The 17,700-nt window shown below is 69.3% G+C and carries 19 protein-coding genes and 1 tRNA gene; 7 read left to right on the forward strand and 13 right to left on the reverse strand.

What is annotated here, in order from left to right:
• Nucleotides 1-27: 27 nt before the first annotated feature.
• From mnmA to ACT535_RS10845, 3 genes are all read left to right on the forward strand, one after another.
• Nucleotides 28-1,209 (forward strand): tRNA 2-thiouridine(34) synthase MnmA, encoded by a 1,182-nt coding sequence (gene mnmA / locus ACT535_RS10835; RefSeq protein ID WP_168462224.1) that lies wholly within the window; start codon nt 28-30, stop codon nt 1,207-1,209.
• Nucleotides 1,210-1,249: 40 nt separating this feature from the next.
• Nucleotides 1,250-1,894 (forward strand): class I SAM-dependent methyltransferase, encoded by a 645-nt coding sequence (locus tag ACT535_RS10840; protein ID WP_476364360.1) that lies wholly within the window; start codon nt 1,250-1,252, stop codon nt 1,892-1,894.
• Between the two features lie 99 nt (nt 1,895-1,993).
• A tRNA-Met gene (locus ACT535_RS10845) sits at nt 1,994-2,070 on the forward strand.
• Nucleotides 2,071-2,085: 15 nt separating this feature from the next.
• Here the strand turns inward: ACT535_RS10845 and ACT535_RS10850 are convergent.
• Nucleotides 2,086-3,063 carry an alpha/beta fold hydrolase gene (locus tag ACT535_RS10850; RefSeq protein ID WP_476364361.1) on the reverse strand — a complete coding sequence of 326 codons (978 nt, stop codon included), beginning with the start codon at nt 3,061-3,063 and terminating at the stop codon, nt 2,086-2,088.
• A 110-nt stretch (nt 3,064-3,173) separates the two neighbouring features.
• Here ACT535_RS10850 and ACT535_RS10855 point away from each other — a divergent pair, with 110 nt between their 5' ends.
• Complete coding sequence (locus ACT535_RS10855) at nt 3,174-3,596, forward strand: DUF805 domain-containing protein (protein ID WP_476364362.1); 423 nt, start codon at nt 3,174-3,176, stop codon at nt 3,594-3,596.
• 71 nt (nt 3,597-3,667) lie between these two features.
• Here the strand turns inward: ACT535_RS10855 and mmsB are convergent, their stop codons facing one another.
• From mmsB to ACT535_RS10870, 3 genes are all read right to left on the reverse strand, one after another.
• Nucleotides 3,668-4,567, reverse strand: a complete 900-nt coding sequence (gene mmsB, locus ACT535_RS10860; RefSeq protein ID WP_476364363.1) for a 3-hydroxyisobutyrate dehydrogenase — start codon at nt 4,565-4,567, stop codon at nt 3,668-3,670.
• Nucleotides 4,568-4,826: 259 nt separating this feature from the next.
• A complete protein-coding gene (locus ACT535_RS10865; RefSeq protein WP_476364364.1) occupies nt 4,827-5,969 on the reverse strand; it encodes an isobutyryl-CoA dehydrogenase in 1,143 nt (380 codons plus the stop codon).
• Between the two features lie 111 nt (nt 5,970-6,080).
• Nucleotides 6,081-7,577 carry a CoA-acylating methylmalonate-semialdehyde dehydrogenase gene (locus ACT535_RS10870; RefSeq protein ID WP_168462230.1) on the reverse strand — a complete coding sequence of 499 codons (1,497 nt, stop codon included), beginning with the start codon at nt 7,575-7,577 and terminating at the stop codon, nt 6,081-6,083.
• Nucleotides 7,578-7,740: 163 nt separating this feature from the next.
• On the opposite strand from ACT535_RS10870, the gene ACT535_RS10875 reads away from it, so the two are divergent.
• Nucleotides 7,741-8,661, forward strand: a complete 921-nt coding sequence (locus ACT535_RS10875) for a LysR family transcriptional regulator (protein ID WP_476325365.1) — start codon at nt 7,741-7,743, stop codon at nt 8,659-8,661.
• A 12-nt stretch (nt 8,662-8,673) separates the two neighbouring features.
• Here ACT535_RS10875 and ACT535_RS10880 read toward each other — a convergent pair whose 3' ends face one another.
• A complete protein-coding gene (locus tag ACT535_RS10880) occupies nt 8,674-9,204 on the reverse strand; it encodes an RICIN domain-containing protein (protein ID WP_476364365.1) in 531 nt (176 codons plus the stop codon).
• A gap of 226 nt (nt 9,205-9,430) precedes the next feature.
• On the opposite strand from ACT535_RS10880, the gene rpmB reads away from it, so the two are divergent.
• Entirely contained in the window at nt 9,431-9,727 is a 297-nt protein-coding gene (rpmB, locus tag ACT535_RS10885; protein ID WP_024277232.1) for a 50S ribosomal protein L28, read from the forward strand.
• A 138-nt stretch (nt 9,728-9,865) separates the two neighbouring features.
• On the opposite strand, the gene ACT535_RS10890 is transcribed toward rpmB, so the two are convergent.
• From ACT535_RS10890 to ccmI, 7 genes are all read right to left on the reverse strand, one after another.
• Nucleotides 9,866-10,384 (reverse strand): hypothetical protein, encoded by a 519-nt coding sequence (locus ACT535_RS10890; protein WP_168462233.1) that lies wholly within the window; start codon nt 10,382-10,384, stop codon nt 9,866-9,868.
• Between the two features lie 4 nt (nt 10,385-10,388).
• A complete protein-coding gene (locus tag ACT535_RS10895) occupies nt 10,389-10,781 on the reverse strand; it encodes a VOC family protein (RefSeq protein WP_476364366.1) in 393 nt (130 codons plus the stop codon).
• Nucleotides 10,782-10,809: 28 nt separating this feature from the next.
• Nucleotides 10,810-12,057 carry a dual-specificity RNA methyltransferase RlmN gene (gene rlmN / locus ACT535_RS10900; RefSeq protein ID WP_476364367.1) on the reverse strand — a complete coding sequence of 416 codons (1,248 nt, stop codon included), beginning with the start codon at nt 12,055-12,057 and terminating at the stop codon, nt 10,810-10,812.
• 68 nt (nt 12,058-12,125) lie between these two features.
• Entirely contained in the window at nt 12,126-12,620 is a 495-nt protein-coding gene (locus tag ACT535_RS10905; protein WP_476364368.1) for a cytochrome c-type biogenesis protein, read from the reverse strand.
• A gap of 5 nt (nt 12,621-12,625) precedes the next feature.
• On the reverse strand, nt 12,626-14,614 hold the full coding sequence (locus ACT535_RS10910) for a heme lyase CcmF/NrfE family subunit (RefSeq protein ID WP_476364369.1): 1,989 nt from the start codon (nt 14,612-14,614) through the stop codon (nt 12,626-12,628).
• Nucleotides 14,615-14,617: 3 nt separating this feature from the next.
• Nucleotides 14,618-15,097, reverse strand: coding sequence for a cytochrome c maturation protein CcmE (gene ccmE / locus ACT535_RS10915; protein ID WP_168462237.1), 480 nt, complete (start codon nt 15,095-15,097; stop codon nt 14,618-14,620).
• The gene (gene ccmI, locus ACT535_RS10920; RefSeq protein ID WP_476364370.1) at nt 15,094-16,245 is read right to left on the reverse strand and encodes a c-type cytochrome biogenesis protein CcmI; all 1,152 of its coding nucleotides are present in this window, start codon (nt 16,243-16,245) and stop codon (nt 15,094-15,096) included. The genes ccmE and ccmI overlap by 4 nt, the downstream gene beginning before the upstream one ends.
• 185 nt (nt 16,246-16,430) lie before the next feature.
• Here ccmI and ACT535_RS10925 point away from each other — a divergent pair, with 185 nt between their 5' ends.
• On the forward strand, nt 16,431-16,847 hold the full coding sequence (locus tag ACT535_RS10925) for a YidB family protein (RefSeq protein ID WP_476364371.1): 417 nt from the start codon (nt 16,431-16,433) through the stop codon (nt 16,845-16,847).
• Nucleotides 16,848-16,923: 76 nt separating this feature from the next.
• Here ACT535_RS10925 and ACT535_RS10930 read toward each other — a convergent pair whose 3' ends face one another.
• Nucleotides 16,924-17,445, reverse strand: a complete 522-nt coding sequence (locus ACT535_RS10930; protein WP_168462240.1) for an invasion associated locus B family protein — start codon at nt 17,443-17,445, stop codon at nt 16,924-16,926.
• Nucleotides 17,446-17,700: the final 255 nt, after the last annotated feature.

Consider the following 17,700-nt stretch of genomic DNA (forward strand, 5'->3'; position numbering starts at 1 on the left):
CCCCACGACCCAAGACCGACGACCGCGATGATCGACGACCTCCTCCTCGATGCCTCCGACGCCACCCGTGCCGCCCGCGCGGCGACGCGCGTCGTCGTGGCCATGTCGGGCGGGGTGGATTCGTCCGTGGTCGCGGCGCTGCTGGCCCGCGCCGGCTATGACGTGGTGGGCGTCACCCTCCAGCTCTACGACCATGGCGAGGCGGCGCACCGGGCCGGCTCTTGCTGCGCGGGGCAGGACATCTACGACGCCAGCGAAGTGGCGCGCACGCTCGGCATTCCGCACTACGTGCTCGATTACGAAAGCCGCTTCCGCGAGGAGGTGATCGACCGCTTCGCTGCGAGCTATGCAGCCGGCGTCACCCCCATCCCCTGCGTGGACTGCAACCGCACCGTCAAGTTCCGCGACCTGCTCGCCACCGCGGAGGAGCTGGGCGCGCGCTATCTCGCCACTGGCCACTACGTGGCGAGCCGCGCGCTGCCCGGCGGCGGGCGCGGCCTGTTCCGCGCAGCCGAGGAGGCGCGAGACCAGTCCTATTTCCTCTATGCCACCACGGCGGCGCAGCTCGACAAGCTGCGCTTTCCCCTGGGCGAGATGCAGAAGGCGGACGTGCGGGCGCTTGCCGCCGAGTTCGGCCTGCCGGTGGCGGAGAAGCCGGACAGCCAGGACATTTGCTTCGTTCCCGGCGGCGATTATGCGGAGGTGGTGCAGCGCCTGCGGCCCGAGGCCGGAGAGGCGGGCGACATCGTGCATCTGGATGGCCGGGTGCTCGGCCGCCACAAGGGCGTGCTCCACTACACCATCGGCCAGCGCAAGGGCCTCGGCATCGCCACGCCCGAGCCCCTCTATGTGATCTCCATCGACGCCTCCCGGCGCGAGGTGCGCGTCGGTCCGCGCGAGGCGCTGGCGGTGCGGGCGATCTCCATGGCCGACGTGAACTGGCTGGGCGACATCCCCTTTGCCGCGGCGCTGGACGCCGAGACCGAAGTTTATGTGAAGGTGCGCTCCACCCGTCCCCCGGTACCGGCGCGCCTGGGTCGGACGGCGGACGGCACCCCGGCGGTGCATCTGGCGCTCGGCGAGGAAGGCGTTGCGCCGGGGCAGGCCTGCGTGCTCTACGATGCCCCGGGCGCCGGTGCCCGCCTTCTGGGTGGCGGCACCATCGTGAAGGCGGAGCGGGTGGCGAAGGCGGTCGCAGAGGTCGCCTGAGGTCGGGTTGCCCTCGGCACTTGGGGCGGGAGAGACGGCAATGGCGGTTCAGTACGATCTCGAGGGCCAGAAGAAGGCCTATGCCAAGTGGGCGCCCATCTATGACAAGGTCTATGTGAAGCTGCTGGCGGACGCCCAGCGCAAGACCTCCGCCGCCGCTGCCGCCTGCGGTCCCGACATTCTGGAAGTGGGCGTCGGCACCGGGCTGGTGCTGCCCTATTACCCCGCGCACTGCCGCGTCACCGGCATCGACCTCTCCTTCCACATGCTGCAGAAGGCGGTGGAGAAGAAGGTGGAGCGCGGCCTGAGGCAGGTGGGCCTGCTCTGCGCCATGGACGCCTGCAAGCTCGGCTTCGCCGACCACAGCTTCGACGCCGTGACTGTGCCCTTCGTCATCACGCTGGTGCCCGATCCGGAAGGCGCGCTCGACGAGATGTATCGCGTGCTGCGGCCGGGCGGCGAGATCGTCATCGCCTCCAAGCTCGGCGCCGACGAGGGCGCGACCATGCATGTCGAGGCGGCGCTGGCCCCGCTGGTGAAGAAGATCGGCTGGAGCATCGCCTTCAAGGCGAGCCGCCTGCGCAATTGGGCGGCCAAATACCCCGACATGGAAGTGGTGAGCATCGCTCCCGTCTTCCCGGTGGGCTTCTTCAAGATGGTGCGCATCAAGAAGAAGGCTGCCTGAGCCTCCTGTTCACAACAGGGGCGCGGCTTTCTTGACACCCGTGCGGCCCCGCCTCTATATGCGCGTCTCCCGGCGCCGCGCGCGTCGCGGGCACGTTGTGGCAGCGTAGCTCAGTTGGTGAGAGCGCCGGATTCATAACCCGGAGGTCGGCGGTTCAAGTCCGCCCGCTGCTACCACCCGCCTCCTGCCTATCAGATCCCCTCACCGCCGATGTGATCGAGAAATGCGCGCACCGCTGCGCGTGTCTCCTCCGCCCGCCCCACCAGCAGGTGGCCGCCGGTGTCGTAGGCGATGAGCCGGGCGTCGGGGATGCGCGCCGCCGCCACCTCTGCCGCCGGCAGCGTGTTGAAGAGATCGTCCCGCGCCGAGACGATGAGGGTGGGCGCCGTGATGCGCTCCAGCGGCAGCACGGGGTGCGGGCAGGCGCTGTCGAGCCGGATGCCGGCGGCCCGCTCGGACACCGGCGCGATGGCGCCGGCGATCTTCAGCACCCGCGCGCGCTCCTCCTCCCCCGCCTGATCCAGCAGCGCCGGCCGGACGCCGACGAAGCGGATCACCATGGTCGGCCCCAGCGCGCCGATGAGCCACCAGAAGAAGTCGCCTCCCGCCTTCACGATGGCGAAGGCGAGCCGGCTGCCTCCGGTGGGATCGGTGGCCACCGGACTGTGCGGGGCGTCAAGGGCCGGCACCAGCAGCACCAGTGCGCGCACCTTCTCGGGATGGCGCACGGCCAGCGCCGCGGCCGACCGCGCGCCCGCGGACAGGCCCATCACGATCACCTTGTCGAGGCCGAGATGGTCGAGCAGCGCCGCGTGGGCATCCGCCTGCGCTGCGACGCCGCCGTCCGGCGCATCCACCGCTGCGGCGGGCGTGCCGGTGCGCAGATAGCCGAAGCGCGAGGGCGAGATGAGGCGGAAGCCGCCGCCCATCAGTTCGTCGGCGAAGAACAAGCCATGGTCGAACCCGCCGCCCGCCCCGTGGATGGAGAGCAGCACAGGCCCGTCACCGCGGTCGGCATATTCCACCGCGCCACCGGCCAGCTGCGCGATTTCGCTCCCGGAGGCGACGCGCGCGAGCGCCTGCTCATATGTCGCCCTGAACCTGCGGGCAACCACCACCGCCAGCGCGACGCCGGCGAAGGCGGCGAGAAGGGCGAGGGTCAGTCCCATGGCGTCGTCACTCCGCGGCATCGGCTAGGCGCCCCGGTTGGCCGCACGCGGACGCTTCCGCTATAGGTACTCCGACGCAGCCATGGGGTCACGGCGCGCGAGGAGGGGCCATGACATTCACCGAAGCCGTGCGGAGCTGCTTTCGCCAATATGCCGGCTTTGAGGGCCGGGCCCCGCGCAGCGAGTTCTGGTGGTTCACGTTGTTTTATCTGCTGGTCGATATTGCGGTTTTCGCGGTCGCTGGCATGCTGATCGGTGCAACGGTGGTGAGCGTGCAGGGCAATGTCCAACAGACCGTCAGTTGGTACGTGCTCACCGCACCGCAGGGGCTGGTGATCGTCACCCATCTCGCGCTGTTCCTGCCCACCCTCGCCGTGACCGTCCGGCGCCTGCATGATGTGGGGCGAAGCGGCTGGTGGTTCCTTGTTTTTCTCGTGCCGTTCTTCGGCATCCTCCTCCTTTTATTCTGGTGGGTGCAGCCCTCCCAGCGCGAGCCGAACGCCTATGGGCCGCCGCTGCTGCCGGTGCGCTAAGCCTCCGGCCAAATGAAAAGGCCCGCGCGCATCCTGCGGCGGGCCTTTCTTATGTCCGTGCGTTGGCGCCCTCAGGTCTCGTCGGCGCGGGTGCGGATCCACTCGATGATGCCGGAGAAGTCCTTGCCCTCGTTCCCCTCGGCCGCGAAGGCGGTGTAGAGGGCGGTCGCGGCCGCGCCCAGCGCGGTGGCGGCGCCGGCCGTCTCTGCGGCTTCCTGAGAGAGCTTGAGGTCCTTCAGCATCAGCGCGGCGGCAAATCCCGGCTGGTAGCCGCGATTGGCAGGGCTGGTCGGCACCGGGCCGGGCACCGGGCAATAGGTGTTGATGGACCAGCATTGGCCCGAGGAGGTCGAGGCGACGTCGAACAGCGCCTGATGGGAGAGGCCCAGCTTCTCGGCGAGCACGAAGGCTTCCGAGGCCGCGATCATCGAGATGCCGAGGATCATGTTGTTGCAGATCTTCGCCGCCTGACCGGCGCCTGCGCCGCCGCAATGGACGATCTTCTTGCCCATCAGCTCCAGGATGGGCTTTGCCGCCGCGAACGCCTCGTCCGTGCCGCCCACCATGAAGGTGAGGGTGCCGGCTTCCGCCCCGCCGACGCCGCCGGAAACGGGGGCATCCACGCTCGCGTGACCGGCCGCCTTGGCCGCCTCGTGGAAGGCGCGGGCGGAGGCGACGTCGATGGTGGAAGAATCGATGAACAGCGTGCCGGGCTTCGCCGCCGCGAACAGGCCGTCCGCGCCCGTGGTGGCGCCCACCACATGCTTGCCTGAGGGCAGCATGGTGACGACCGCATCGGCGGACGCCACCGCCGCCTTGGCGCTGTCGGCGATGGCGAGGCCCTTGGCTTTCGCCGCCTCCAGCGCGGCGGGCACGAGGTCGAAGCCGCTGACGGTGTGCCCCGCCTTCACGAGGTTGGCGGCCATGGGCCCGCCCATGTTGCCGAGGCCGATGAATGCGATGGTGGCCATGATGGTTTCCTCCAAAATTGGCTGCCGCCGGTGCGGCTTTTGAGCGCTTGCGCTGTCGTCATGGCCGGGCTTGTCCCGGAGGTCGGCTGTTGCCGGCTTCCGCCCGCGAGAACGGAACCCGCAAACATACGGGTTCCGGCCATCCACGCCTTGCCGCCGGCACGGGCCGCAGACGGGGCGCCCGGCCTGTCCACGTGGATGCCCGGGACAAGCCCGGGCATGACGCCGTGAGTGTGACGCCGCGCGTGAGACGCGCCCCTCAGTTCCCCTGCGCGATCAGCGCGCGGGCGACGATGAGGCGCATGATCTCGTTGGTGCCCTCCAGGATCTGGTGGACTCGCAGATCGCGCACGATCTTCTCGATGCCGTAGTCGGCGAGATAGCCGTAGCCGCCATGCATCTGCAGCGCCTCGTTGGCCACCTCGAAGCCACGGTCGGTGGCGATGCGCTTGGCCATGGCGCAGAGCTGCGTCGCGTCCGGCGCCTTGGCATCCAGCGCGGCGGCGGCGCGCCACAGGAAGGTGCGCGCGGCTTCCAGCTCGGTCGCCATGTCGGCGAGGCGGAATTGCAGCGCTTGGAACTCGTCGAGGCGCTTTCCGAAGGCCTTGCGCTCGCGCATGTAGGACAGCGCCTTCTCCAGCGCCGCCTGCGCCCCGCCCAGCGAGCAGGCGCCGATGTTCAGCCGGCCGCCGTCGAGCCCGGCCATGGCGATCCTGAAGCCCTCGCCTTCCTCGCCCAGCCGGTTCTCCACCGGCACCTTGACGCCCTCGAAGGTGACGGTGCGGGTGGGCTGCACATTCCAGCCCATCTTGCGCTCGTTGGCGCCGAAGGAGAGGCCGGGCGCGGCCGCCTCGATGACGAGGGTGGAGATGCCCTTCGGCCCGTCGCCGCCGGTGCGCACCATCACCACATAGATGTCGGAGGAGCCGGCGCCGGAGATGAACTGCTTCTGGCCGTCGACGATGTAATGGTCGCCGTTCCGCACCGCCTTCGTCTTCAGCGCCGCCGCGTCCGATCCCGCGCCGGGCTCGGTGAGGCAGTAGGAGGCGAAATGCTCCATCGAGGCGAGGCGCGGCACCCATTTCCTGCGCTGGGTGTCGTCGCCGAAGCGGTCGATCATCCAGGTCGACATGTTGTGGATGGAGAGATAGGCGGATGTACCGGGGCAGCCGGTGGCGAGCTGCTCGAAGATGAGCGCCGCATCGAGGCGGGAGAGGCCCGAGCCACCCACGTCCTCCTTCACATAGATGCCGCCCATGCCGAGCGCGGCGGCGGCGCGCAGCTGCTCGACGGGGAAATGCTTCTTCTCGTCCCACTCCACGGCATAGGGCGCGATCTGCTCGTTGGCGAAATCGCGGGCCATGTCGCGGATGGCGATCTGGTCCTCGGAGAGCGTGAACATGTCAGGGGCGCCTTCGTGCGAGCCATCCAGTGCCCGCCGAGATATGCGCCCGACGGACCCGCCGATGCCAGAGCCGCCCCGTCCTGAGGACGGAGCGGCTGATCCGGCGTGTCAGCCCATGGTGGGGATCACGAAGTCCGCGCCGTCCTTGATGCCCGAGGGCCAGCGGGAGGTGACGGTCTTGGTCTTGGTGTAGAAGCGCACGCCGTCGGGGCCGTGCTGGTTCAGGTCGCCGAAGCCGGAGCGCTTCCAGCCACCGAAGGTGTGGTAGGCGAGCGGCACCGGGATCGGCACGTTGATGCCCACCATGCCCACGTTCACCTTGGAGGCGAAGTCGCGGGCGGCATCGCCGTCGCGGGTGAAGATGGCGACGCCGTTGCCGTACTCGTGCTCGGTGGGAAGGCGCAGGGCCTCCTTGTAGTCCGGCGCGCGCACCACGGAGAGCACGGGGCCGAAGATCTCTTCCTTGTAGATGCGCATGTCGGCGGTCACATGGTCGAACAGGCAGCCGCCCATGTAGAAGCCGTTCTCATAGCCCTGCATCTTGAAGCCGCGGCCGTCCACCAGCAGCTTCGCGCCCTCCTGGACGCCGAGGTCCACATAGCCGCGCACACGCTCCAGCGCCTCGCGGGTGACGAGGGGGCCGAAGTCGGCGGAGCCGTCGGTGGAGGGGCCGATCTTCAGGTTCTCGACGCGGGGGACGAGCTTCTCCAGCAGCCGCTCGGCAGCTTCCTCGCCCACCGGCACCGCGACCGAGATGGCCATGCAGCGCTCGCCGGCGGAGCCGTAGCCGGCGCCGATGAGGGCGTCCACGGCCTGGTCCATGTCCGCATCGGGCATGACGATCATGTGGTTCTTGGCGCCGCCGAAGCCCTGGATGCGCTTCCCGTTGGCCGAGCCGCGGGCATAGATGTACTGCGCGATGTTGGACGAGCCGACGAAGCCGATGGCGTGGACGTCGGGATGGTCGAGCAGACCGTCCACGGCCTCCTTGTCGCCGTTCACCACATTGAGGATACCCGGGGGAAGGCCCGCCTCAAGCATCAGCTCGGCGAGGTGCATGGGCACGCCGGGATCGCGCTCGGACGGCTTCAGGATGAAGGCGTTGCCGCAGGCAATGGCCGGGCCGAATTTCCACATGGGGATCATGGCCGGGAAGTTGAACGGCGTGATGCCGGCCACCACGCCGAGCGGCTGGCGCATGGAATAGATGTCGATGCCCGGGCCGGCGCTGTCGGAGAAGTCGCCCTTGAGGAGGTGCGGGATGCCGATGGCGAACTCGATCACCTCGAGGCCGCGCTGGATGTCGCCGCGGGCGTCGGGCACGGTCTTGCCGTGCTCGCGGGCGAGAAGGTCCGCCAGCATGTCGTAGTCGCGGTGGACCAGTTCCAGGAACTTCATCAGCACGCGGGCGCGGCGCTGGGGATTGGTGGCGGCCCAGGCGGGCTGCGCGGCCTTGGCATTGGCGACGGCGGCGGCAAGCTCGTCCTTGGAGGCGAGGGCCACGTGGCCGACCACATCGCCCGTCATGGGCTGGTAGACGTCGGCGAAGCGGCCGGACGTGCCGGGCACATGCTTGCCGCCGATGAAATGGCCGATCTCACGCATGATGCGGGTGCCTCCTTGGGCGTTCTTCTGGGAATGCGTTTCCGAATGCGGCGCCGGCGTTCCCCGCCGTCGTTCGTTGGCCGGCACACTGCCCTATCTTTTTGTGCACAGCTACGGCAATCTCCGCACCATTGATGTGCACCCTTTCACAGTCCCGAGAGCCATGCCCGGCGGCGATTTCGAGTGGTCCGACCTCACCTTCTTCCTGGCGGTGGCGCGCGCCGGGCGGCTCACGGTGGCGGCGGCGCGGTTGAAGGTGGAGCACTCCACCGTGAGCCGGCGCATCGCCGCGCTGGAGACGGCGCTCGGGGCGAAGCTGTTCGACCGGCACCCCCACGGCTATGCGCTGACGGCGGCCGGGGATCGCCTGCTCGCCGCCGCCGAGGGCATGGAAACGCTGGCGCTGTCCGCGCAGGGCGAGATCGCCGGATCGGACCTCGGCGTGTCGGGTACGGTGCGGATCGGCGCGCCGGACGGCTTCGGCACCTTCTTCCTCGCGCCGCGCATCGGCGCGCTCTCCGATTTGCACCCGGAGCTGGACATTCAGCTCTTGGCCATGCCGCGTCTCTTCTCCCTGTCGAAGCGCGAGGCGGACATCGCCATCTCGCTGTCGCGGCCGAAGGAGGGGCGCCTCCATGCGCGCAAGCTCACCGACTACCGGCTCGGCCTTTATGCCGCCCGCGCCTATCTGGAAAAATACGGGGCCATCGAGAGTCGCGCGGCGCTCCAGCGCCACCGCTTCATCGGCTATGTGGACGATCTGATCTACGCGCCGGAGCTGGACTACGTGCCGCTGGTGGCGAAGGACCTCAGGGTGCGCCTGAAAAGCTCCAGCCTCGTCGCCCAGATGACGGCGACCCGCGCGGGCGCCGGCGTGTGCGTGCTGCCCTGCTTCATGGCCGATCTGTTCGCCGGGGAGGGGCCGGAGGCGCTGGTGCCCATCCTGCCCACGGAAGTGGGCCTGACGCGCACCTTCTGGCTCCTCACCCACGCCGACACGCGCGACCTCGCCCGCATCCGCGTCGCCGCCGATTTCATCGCGGAAGCGGCGCAGAAGGGGCGGGGCGTGCTGATGCCGGGGTGAGGGGGCTGCGCCCTACTTCAGGCTCCAGTACTGGTCGGACGGCCCCCCGGCCACCTCGCATGTGGCGAGCTGCAGGCGCGTGCCGTTCGCGGTGGCGGCCGCGCCCTTCACGTCAATGCAGAGGCCCGACAGCTTGTGACGGATCAGTCCCTCCTGGGTGAACTGCCACTGCTGGTCGGTGGTCGATCCGTTGGGGTTTTTGCCGGACAGCTCGCAATCATAGAGGATGAGCGCCGTACCGGCCTTGATTCCGGGCGCGCCGGGCACGTCGATGCACTTCTTGGAGAGCGTGTTGCGAATGAAGCCCTGGGGCAGGACCTCCCATTTCTGGTCGGTGGGCGTGCCGTTGGGGTTCCTGCCGGAGAATTCGCAGGCATAGAGGATGAGTGGCGACCCGTTCTTGACGCCGGGCGCGCCCGACACATCGAGGCACTTGCCCGAAAGCTGGTTGACGATGAACTTGCCCTGCGCGCTCGCCTCGCCCGCGCAGAAAAGCCCCGCCGTCGAGAGCGCGGCGGCAAGCAGCCAGTTTCCGATTCTCATGCAATCCCCCATCCCGGCCGTGATGGCCCGGCTCTTTTCCCCTGCGGAGCTTGGCCTTGGCTTGGGTCTCATGGCAAGGCCCGAACGGGCGCAAAAGCCCCCGCACCTTGACTGGCTCCCCCTCTCCCCCTATAGGAGCCGCTTCCCGATAGAGCGGGTGAGTGCACGCGGGTCTTCTGGCCCCGACGCGTTCCCCGCGCCATACGAAGAAAAAAGGACTTTCGCCATGTCCCGGCGGTGTGACCTGACCGGCAAGGGGGTTCAGAGCGGCAACCTCGTGAGCCACTCGAACCGCAAGACCAAGCGCCGGTTCCTGCCGAACCTGTGCAACGTGACGCTTGAGAGCGAGACGCTGAAGCGTTCCGTGCGCCTGCGCGTCAGCGCCAACGCGCTGAAGAGCGTGGACCACCGCGGTGGCCTCGACGCCTTCCTCGCCAAGGCCCGCGACGAGGAGCTGTCTCCCGTCGCCCTCGACCTCAAGCGCCAGATCGCCAAGGCCGTCGCCGCCGCTGCCGCGGCCTGAGCTTTCGGCTTTCCGAGAATTTTGAACCGCGGACGGCAACGTCCGCGGTTTTTCGTCGTGTCTTGACCCTCGGACGATGGGCAAGGCTGGCGGGCTGGCCCGGCGTTACTCGAGAATCAGGCCATCCATCCCCACGACTCATGCCCTCGGCGGCAGCTCCGGGCGGGGCGATGGCGGGGGCAGAGCTTGGGCCCGCTCAGCGGGGGAGCGCAGGATGGGCTTGAAGAAGCCCGCCGTGGAGCCTGCCACCAGCCAGTAGGCGAGCCCGCCGGCCAGGCCCGCGGCCACCACGTAGAAGGGATCCCCCGCCACCGCCGTCGCCCCGTCGGTGGGCGCGAAGAGCTGGGCTCCGATCCAGGCCGAGACCACGCCATTGGCCGCGTGGAACATCCACGAGCGTATGGCGAACGCCTCCGAGAACAGGATGCCCACGGCTGCCACCAGCCACATGAGCATCAGCAGCATGAACAGCACAACCACCGTGGTGACGATGGCGACGATGAAGCCCAGCGCCCGGTCGCCCGGATCGGCGGCGGTGAACAGCGTACCGATCCGCCATTCCCCGATGAGGATCACGCACGCCCCCGCGATCACCGACGCAAAATAGCCGAGCGGAACGAGGACGAAGCGCAGCAGCAGGCGGACCAGGTTGTCCATGGGCTCAGGCGGCCTCGGGCAGATGGCAGACCGCTTCCACGTTGAGCCCGTCGGGATCGAACACGAAAGCCCCGTAATAATCGGGATGGTAGTGCGGGCGCAGGCCCGGCGCGCCATTGTCCACGGCCCCGGCGGCCATGGCGGCGGCATAGAAGGCATCCACCGCCGCGCGGTCCTTCGCTGTGAAGGCGAGGTGCAGATGTCCGGTGGAGGTCGGCGCATCGCCGATCCAGAAGTCCGGCTTGCCGGAGCCGACCAAGCCGAAGCCGATATAGGTATGGCCCCCGGGCGGGTTCACCTCCATCAGGATGCCGTAGCCGAGCGGGGCGAGGGCGGCGAGATAGAAGGCGCGGGAGCGCGCCACGTCGTGAACCGAAATCCCCACATGGTCGAGCATGGCACGCATCTCCGGGAAGGGGCGGAAATTACTCCTCCGCCTGGGCCATCATGGCGCGATAGGCGAGGCGCTCGCGGGCGGAAAGCTTCTCGCTCTCGCTCTTGAGCTGGCCACAGGCGGCGAGAATGTCGCGTCCGCGCGGCGTGCGCACTGGGCTCGCATAGCCGGCGCGGAACACGATGTCCGAGAAGCGCTCGATGGTCTCCCAGTCCGAGCACTCATACTGCGTGCCAGGCCAGGGGTTGAAGGGGATGAGGTTGATCTTGGCCGGCACGCCCTCCAGCAGCTTCACCAGCGCGCGGGCATCGGCAGGCGTGTCGTTCACGCCCTTCAGCATGACGTACTCGAAGGTGATGCGCTTGGCATTGGAGGCGGCCGGATAGGTGCGGCAGGCCTCCATCAGCTCCTTGATGGGGTATTTCTTGTTGATGGGCACCAGCACGTCGCGCAGATCATCGCGCACCGCGTGCAGCGAAATGGCGAGCATGGGGCCGACCTCGGAGCCCAGCCGCTCGATCTCCGGCACCACGCCGGAGGTGGAGACGGTGATGCGCCGCTTGCCGAGGCCGAGGCCGTCGCCGACCGAAAGCGTCTCGATGGCTTCCTTCACGCTGTCATAGGCATAGAGCGGCTCGCCCATGCCCATGAAGACGATGTTGGTGACGAGCCGGTCGCCCTCGGTGGGCAGGCCCGGGCCGACCGCGCGGTCGCGGCCGGGATAATCGCCCAGCCGGTCGCGGGCCACCATCACCTGCGCCACGATCTCGGCGGCGGTGAGGTTGCGCACGAGGCGCTGGGTGCCGGTGTGGCAGAAGGAGCAGTTGAGGGTGCAGCCCACCTGGGAGGAGACGCACAGCGTGCCGCGGTCGCTCTCGGGGATATAGACCGTCTCGATGTCGTGGGGCCGCTCGCCGGGATGATCGGCCGGGAAGCGCAGCAGCCACTTGCGGGTGCCGTCCTGCGACACCTGCTCGGCCACGATCTCGGGGCGGGCCAGCGTGTAGGCCTCTTCCAGCCGGGCGCGCAGGTGCTTGGAGACGTTGGTCATCTCCGAGAAGTCGAGGGCGCCGCGCAGATAGATCCAGTGCCAGAGCTGGTTCACGCGCATGCGCCGCTCCGAGCCCTTGACGCCGATGGCGTCGAGCGCATCCCCGAGCTTGTCCCGGTCGAGGCCGACGAGAGACGCGCGGGCAGGCGCGACGTCGCCAGCGAGGGGCGGCACGTTGGTTTCAGGCGTGAGCGTGGCTTCAGGCATGGTTTCGAGCGTGGGCATCATCCGCCACACATAATCCCTCGCGGCTCGCCTTTCCACGGGAAGAATGCGGGAGCCGCCCCGCGCCCGCCTCAGGGCTTGTTCGCGCCGGCCCCGTCGCCTTCGGCGAGCAGCGCCTTCAATCGGGCCTCCTCGGCCGCCGAAAGGCGGGGCGCCGGGGGCGCGGCGCTGCGGCGGCGCAAAGCGAGGATGGCGCCAAGGCCGCCCAGCAGCAGCACGAGGATGGGCGCGCCCCACAAAAGCGCATTGCGCCACGAGAAGCGCGGCCGCAGCAGTACGAACTCGCCGTAGCGGGCCACCATGAAGTCCAGCACCTGGCTGTCGCTATCTCCCGCCTTCAGCCGCTCGCGCACGATGAGGCGGAGGTCTTTCGCCAGCGGGGCATCGGAATCGTCGATGGACTGATTCTGGCAGACCATGCAGCGCAGCTCCGCCGAAATGGTCCGGGCGCGACTTTCGAGCACCGGGTCGCCCAGCACCTCGTCCGGCTGCACGGCGAAGGCCGGGACACCGAGGGCGAGGAGGAAAAGGAGGGAGACGAGGAGGGCGCGCGGGTTCAGTGCCATGCTGTTCACTCCGCCGGCGCCACGGCGTGCCGCGCCTTCTTCGCTGCCGGGCGGGGCGCGCCCACCCTGAGCCGCCGGTCGGCGAGGGAGAGCAGGCCGCCCAGCGCCATCACCACCGCCCCGAGCCAGATCAGCGTGACGAACGGCTTGAAGGTGGCGCGGACGGAGACGTGGCCGTCGGCGGTTTCCTCGGCCATGCTCACATAGAGCTGGCTGAAGCCGAAGGTGCGCAGGCCCGCTTCGGTGGTTGCCATCTGCCGGGCAGCGAACGTGCGGCGGGAGGCCTCGATGGTGCCCTCGGAAACGCCGCCGTCGCGGATGGAGAAGACGGCCGTGCGGGCGCGGAAGTTCGGGCCAGTGCGGTTCTCCAGCCGGTCGAGGGTGAGGGTGCGCGAGCCGATGGTGATGGTATCGCCGAGCTTCACCGCGGCGATCTTCTCAAGGCTCCATGAGGTCTCGCAGACGATGCCGAGCAGGCACACGCCCACGCCGAAATGGGCGATGGCCGTGCCATAGGCCGAGCGGGGGACGCCGGCGAGGCGGGCAAGCGCCACCTTTGCCCCCACGCGGCCAAGGCCGGCGCGCTCGGCGAGGTCGGTCAAAGCCCCGAGCATGATGAAGGCGGCAAGGCCCACCGCCAGCGGCGCCAGCACCGGGCCGCCGGTGGTCGCGGCTGCCGTCACCACCGCTGCGACGATGGCGAGGCCGGCGGCCAGCATCAGCCGCTGCGCCGCGCCCAGGATGTCGCCCCGCTTCCACGCCAGCAGCGGGCCGAACGGCATGGCGAAGATGAGGGGCAGCATCAGCCCGCCGAACACCAGATTGAAGTAGGGCGGACCCACCGTGATCTTCGCGCCGGTGAAGGCTTCCAGCGCCAGCGGATAGAGCGTGCCCACCAGCACGGCGGCGGTGGCGGCGGTGAGGAACAGGTTGTTGAACACCAGCGCCCCCTCCCGCGAGATCGGCGCGAAGAGGCCGCCCTGCTTCAGCTCGGACGCGCGGAAGGCGAACAGCGCCAGCCCGCCGGCGATGAAGAAGGTGAGAATGCCGAGGATGAACACGCCGCGCGCCGGATCGGTGGCGAAAGCATGGACCGAGGTCAGCACGCCCGAGCGCACCAGGAAGGTGCCCACCAGCGACAGCGAGAAGGCGAGGATGGCGAGGAGGATGGTCCAAACCTTCAGCGCGTCGCGCTTCTCCATCACCACGGCGGAATGCAGCAGCGCGGTGGCGGCGAGCCACGGCATCAGGGAGGCGTTCTCCACCGGGTCCCAGAACCACCAGCCGCCCCAGCCCAGCTCGTAATAGGCCCAGTAGGAGCCGACCGCGATTCCGAGGGTGAGGAACACCCAGGCCGCCAGCGTCCACGGCCGCACCCAGCGCGCCCAGGCGGCGTCGATCCGCCCTTCGATCAGCGCCGCGATGGCGAAGGAGAAGGAGATGGAGAGCCCCACATAGCCGAGATAGAGCAGCGGCGGGTGGATGGCGAGGCCCGGGTCCTGGAGGATGGGATTGAGGCTGCGCCCCTCGGCCGGCGGGGGCACGATCCGCGCGAACGGGTTGGAGGTGAACAGGATGAAGGAGAGGAAGGCCGCGGCCACCGCGCCCTGCACCGACAGCACCAGGGCCTTGAGCCGGTCCGGCAGGTTCGAGCCGAACACCACCACCAGCGCGCCGAAGATGGCGAGAACGAACACCCACAGCAGCATGGAGCCTTCGTGGTTCCCCCACGTGGAGGTCACGCGGTAGACCAGCGGCATCTGGGAGTGGGAATTCTCCACCACGTTCACCACCGTGAAGTCGGAGGTGACGTAGAGCTGCACCAGCGCGCCGAACGCGAAGGCGACGAAGCCGAACAGAGCGAGGGCGATCGGCCCCGCGGACCCCATCAGCACGGCATCGCCCCGCGCGGCGCCCCAGGCCGGCAGGATCACCTGCGCAAGGGCCAGCGCGAAGGCGAGGGCGAGTGCGTATTGCCCGATCTCGGCGATCATGCCTCAGCTCCCGGGCTGGCGCGTGGAGGGGGAAGCGGCACCGGGCGCGGGCGCCCCGTCCTTCCAGTGGCCCTGCTGCTTCAGCGCGTCGGCGACTTCGCGGGGCATGTATTTCTCATCATGCTTGGCGAGCACGCTGTCGGCCTTGAACGCGCCGTCCGGCTGGAGCGCGCCTTCCGCCACCACGCCCTGACCCTCGCGGAACAGGTCGGGGAGGATGCCCTGATAGGCCACCTTCACCGTGGCGTTGCCGTCGGTGATGGAGAAGGTGGTGAGGGTGCCGGCCTTGGTGACGCTGCCGGTCTCCACCAGCCCGCCGAGCCTCAGGCGGGCGCCCGGAGCAACCTGCTTCTGCGCAACCTCGGTGGGAGTGCGGAAGAACACGATGGTGTCGTTGAGCGCCGAGAGGATGAGGCCGGCGGCGAGCGCGAGCACGCCGAGCCCGGCACCGATGAGGACCAGCCTGCGCTGTTTGCGCGTCATCCTTTTCCTCCTGTCGGCAGGGCCTTCTCCGCCGCGTCGAGACGGGCGAGGGCCGCCGGATCGTCCTTGAAGGCGGCGCGTGCGCTCTTGAGCGCGGCGTCCGCCTTGTCCTTGTCGCCGAGCACGCCATAGGCGCGGATCAGCCGTTCCCACCCGTCGATGTCGTTCGGCTCCTTGTCGAGCCGGGCGGCGAGGCGGTCCACCATGCCCCGCACCATGGCGTTCCGGTCCTGCGGCGACATTTGGGCGGCCGCATTGACATCGGCGGCATTGGGACCGGGTGTCGCAGGGGAAGTGGCCGCGGGCGGGACCGTGCCGCCGACGCGCGCAAGGGCCTCGGCCACCACGGGCCGGTAGAGGGCGGAGGCCGGCGTGCGGGCGAGCAGGTCGCCCCAGATGCGGGCCGCATCCTGCGTGCGGCCGTCCTGCTCGGCGGCGAGGCCGAGGAAATAGGCGGCGCGCGGCTCGGCCGGGTTCAGCGCGAGGGCGGCGGCGAAGGCCTTGGCGGCATCGGCGGTGACGAGGCCGTCCGCCGCCACCACCAGCGCATCGCCGCGGGCCGACAGGCGTTCGGCGGTGGGGCCGAGGATGCGGATGGCTTCGCCATAGGCGCGGGCGGAATCCTCCGGCCGGCCGAGGCGCAGATAGATGGGGGCGAGGATTTCATAGCCCTGCCCGTCATTGGGGTTCTTCTGAAGGTGCTCCTCCACGCGGCGAACCAGGATCGCCACGTCGCTGCGATCCGGCGCCGCCGACAGGCGGTCGGCGAGGGGCGCGCCGGGAAGGCCGGGCGACCCCATGACGGCATAAAGCGCGGCCGCGCAGACCGGCACGAAGACCAGCGCGACGATGGCCGCCACGCGCCGGCGCCGGCCGGACACGGCAGGATCGGCAGAGGCGGCGTCGGCCACCGCATCGGCGGCGAGCATGCGCCGGGCCACCTCGATGCGCGCGGCCTCCGCCTCGGCGGCGGGCAGCCGGCCGGACCTGGCGTCGCGGGCGATCTCGGCCAGCTGGTCGCGATAGACCGCAAGGTCCGCGTCCCGTGTCGGCTTCGTGCTGCGGGCGCGCGACAGCGGCCACAGCACGGCGAGGGCCGCGACGGCGGTCATGAGGGCGAGGGCCGTGAACAGAGGGAGTGGGATCATCACTTGCGAGCCGTTAGCGGCTGACGATCCTCGTGCATAGGCCACACGCCGTCCCAGCGGCGCGGAGCCGCAGGCGATCAGGCATTCGTGACCGATCCGCGCCAGATCGACACCGCTCGGGCGATCCGGTACACCAACGCCCGGCGCGCCGCATCGTGCAGCGCAACAGGGCGGAGGAGACGGGGATGGGCCTGTTCGACCAGATGGCGGGCAGCATGCTCTCCAACATGCTCGGCCGCGCCGGCCCGGAGGGTGCCGGCGCCCTCATCGATACGCTGCTGAGCGGCCCCATGGCCTCGGCACTGCCCGGCATCCTCGACGGCGCGCTGGCGAAGACGCCCTATGGCAGCATCGAGGGCGTGCTGGCGCAACTGCACGAGGCGGGGCTTGCGCACGAGGTAGAGAGCTGGCTCTCCAACGGCCCCAACGTGCCGGTGAGCGCGGACGAAATCATCAACGCGCTCGGCGCCGAGCCGCTGACCGCCATCGCCAGCGGGCTGGGCCTCCAGCCGGAGATGCTGCCGGAACTCCTGGCCAAGCACCTGCCGACCATCATCGACCGCTTCAGCCCCAACGGCGTGTTGGACCTGCCGGGGCGGTGATCGCCCGGCCGGTGCGCGTCGGGACGGGTGCCGCCCGTCCCTCACGCTTCACCTGATCGCAGTCAGCTGTTCGCCGTCACTTGCATTCCTGCGCCACCCGGTCGAGCGCCTGACCGAGGCCGACCAGCGAATATTTGTCGGTTGTCGCGTTGCCGCGCAGCGAGGTGGAGGCGACGGTGAGATCCTTGCCGCGCTTCATGGCCTCCACCAGCTTGGCTTCGTCGGCCACGTTGCGCACCCAGGCGCCCTGGTCCTTGGTGTAGAGCTGGAGCGTGGCATTGCCGACCGTGAGGGTGGCGTCAGAGCCCTCCTTCAACGGGAAGCCCACGGTCACGGTCACTTCGTTCTTCACGTTCTCCCCGGGGCGGGTGGAGATGAAGAAATAGGCCGGATCGCGCTTCAGGCCTTCCGGCGAGCGGGTTTTCGGCTGGGAGATGGCGTAGCAGACCTTGGGACTTGCCGTGGAGACGTAGACGCTCCAGTCGCCGAACTGCGCCACCGCCTTCGACTGAGGCTGACCCTGCGCTGCGGCCGGGGCGGCTGCGGCGCAGGCGATGAACATGCCCAGGAGAGCAGGATGGACACGAGGAAGCGTCATGGCTTCTCCTAAATCGCTGGGGCCCTTTAAGGCAAACTGACTTCGGGCTGGCCGCCGGCTGTCGGGTAGCGAGGCAGGCGGTCAAAAAAATGGCGGGGTGGTCTTGCGTTTTCCTAACCCAAAGGCTCGGCTCCGCTCAATGCGCCGGACGTGCGAAGTCGCCCGATTCGTTGCGCCATGGGACTTTGCGAGACTGTCCGGCCGCTCGGTGAAGCGCAAGGCGCAGGGATCGTAAGGGGCCGGTGCCGTCGCGGA

The sequence above is a fragment of the Xanthobacter sp. DMC12 genome (genome assembly GCF_056314105.1).

What these genes read in the sequence shown, in the direction of transcription:
- ACT535_RS10905 (WP_476364368.1), bottom strand. Translation starts at nt 12,620, where the DNA reads ATGGCACTGAACCCGCGCGCCCTCCTCGTCTCCCTCCTTTTCCTCCTC.
- ACT535_RS10910 (WP_476364369.1), bottom strand. Translation starts at nt 14,614, where the DNA reads ATGATCGCCGAGATCGGGCAATACGCACTCGCCCTCGCCTTCGCGCTG.
- ccmI (WP_476364370.1), bottom strand. Translation starts at nt 16,245, where the DNA reads ATGATCCCACTCCCTCTGTTCACGGCCCTCGCCCTCATGACCGCCGTC.
- ACT535_RS10890 (WP_168462233.1), bottom strand. Translation starts at nt 10,384, where the DNA reads ATGGACAACCTGGTCCGCCTGCTGCTGCGCTTCGTCCTCGTTCCGCTC.
- ACT535_RS10840 (WP_476364360.1), top strand. Translation starts at nt 1,250, where the DNA reads ATGGCGGTTCAGTACGATCTCGAGGGCCAGAAGAAGGCCTATGCCAAG.
- ACT535_RS10865 (WP_476364364.1), bottom strand. Translation starts at nt 5,969, where the DNA reads ATGTTCACGCTCTCCGAGGACCAGATCGCCATCCGCGACATGGCCCGC.
- ACT535_RS10855 (WP_476364362.1), top strand. Translation starts at nt 3,174, where the DNA reads ATGACATTCACCGAAGCCGTGCGGAGCTGCTTTCGCCAATATGCCGGC.
- mnmA (WP_168462224.1), top strand. Translation starts at nt 28, where the DNA reads ATGATCGACGACCTCCTCCTCGATGCCTCCGACGCCACCCGTGCCGCC.
- ACT535_RS10875 (WP_476325365.1), top strand. Translation starts at nt 7,741, where the DNA reads ATGCCCGGCGGCGATTTCGAGTGGTCCGACCTCACCTTCTTCCTGGCG.
- rpmB (WP_024277232.1), top strand. Translation starts at nt 9,431, where the DNA reads ATGTCCCGGCGGTGTGACCTGACCGGCAAGGGGGTTCAGAGCGGCAAC.
- ACT535_RS10895 (WP_476364366.1), bottom strand. Translation starts at nt 10,781, where the DNA reads ATGCTCGACCATGTGGGGATTTCGGTTCACGACGTGGCGCGCTCCCGC.
- rlmN (WP_476364367.1), bottom strand. Translation starts at nt 12,057, where the DNA reads ATGATGCCCACGCTCGAAACCATGCCTGAAGCCACGCTCACGCCTGAA.
- mmsB (WP_476364363.1), bottom strand. Translation starts at nt 4,567, where the DNA reads ATGGCCACCATCGCATTCATCGGCCTCGGCAACATGGGCGGGCCCATG.
- ACT535_RS10870 (WP_168462230.1), bottom strand. Translation starts at nt 7,577, where the DNA reads ATGCGTGAGATCGGCCATTTCATCGGCGGCAAGCATGTGCCCGGCACG.
- ccmE (WP_168462237.1), bottom strand. Translation starts at nt 15,097, where the DNA reads ATGACGCGCAAACAGCGCAGGCTGGTCCTCATCGGTGCCGGGCTCGGC.
- ACT535_RS10925 (WP_476364371.1), top strand. Translation starts at nt 16,431, where the DNA reads ATGGGCCTGTTCGACCAGATGGCGGGCAGCATGCTCTCCAACATGCTC.
- ACT535_RS10880 (WP_476364365.1), bottom strand. Translation starts at nt 9,204, where the DNA reads ATGAGAATCGGAAACTGGCTGCTTGCCGCCGCGCTCTCGACGGCGGGG.
- ACT535_RS10930 (WP_168462240.1), bottom strand. Translation starts at nt 17,445, where the DNA reads ATGACGCTTCCTCGTGTCCATCCTGCTCTCCTGGGCATGTTCATCGCC.
- ACT535_RS10850 (WP_476364361.1), bottom strand. Translation starts at nt 3,063, where the DNA reads ATGGGACTGACCCTCGCCCTTCTCGCCGCCTTCGCCGGCGTCGCGCTG.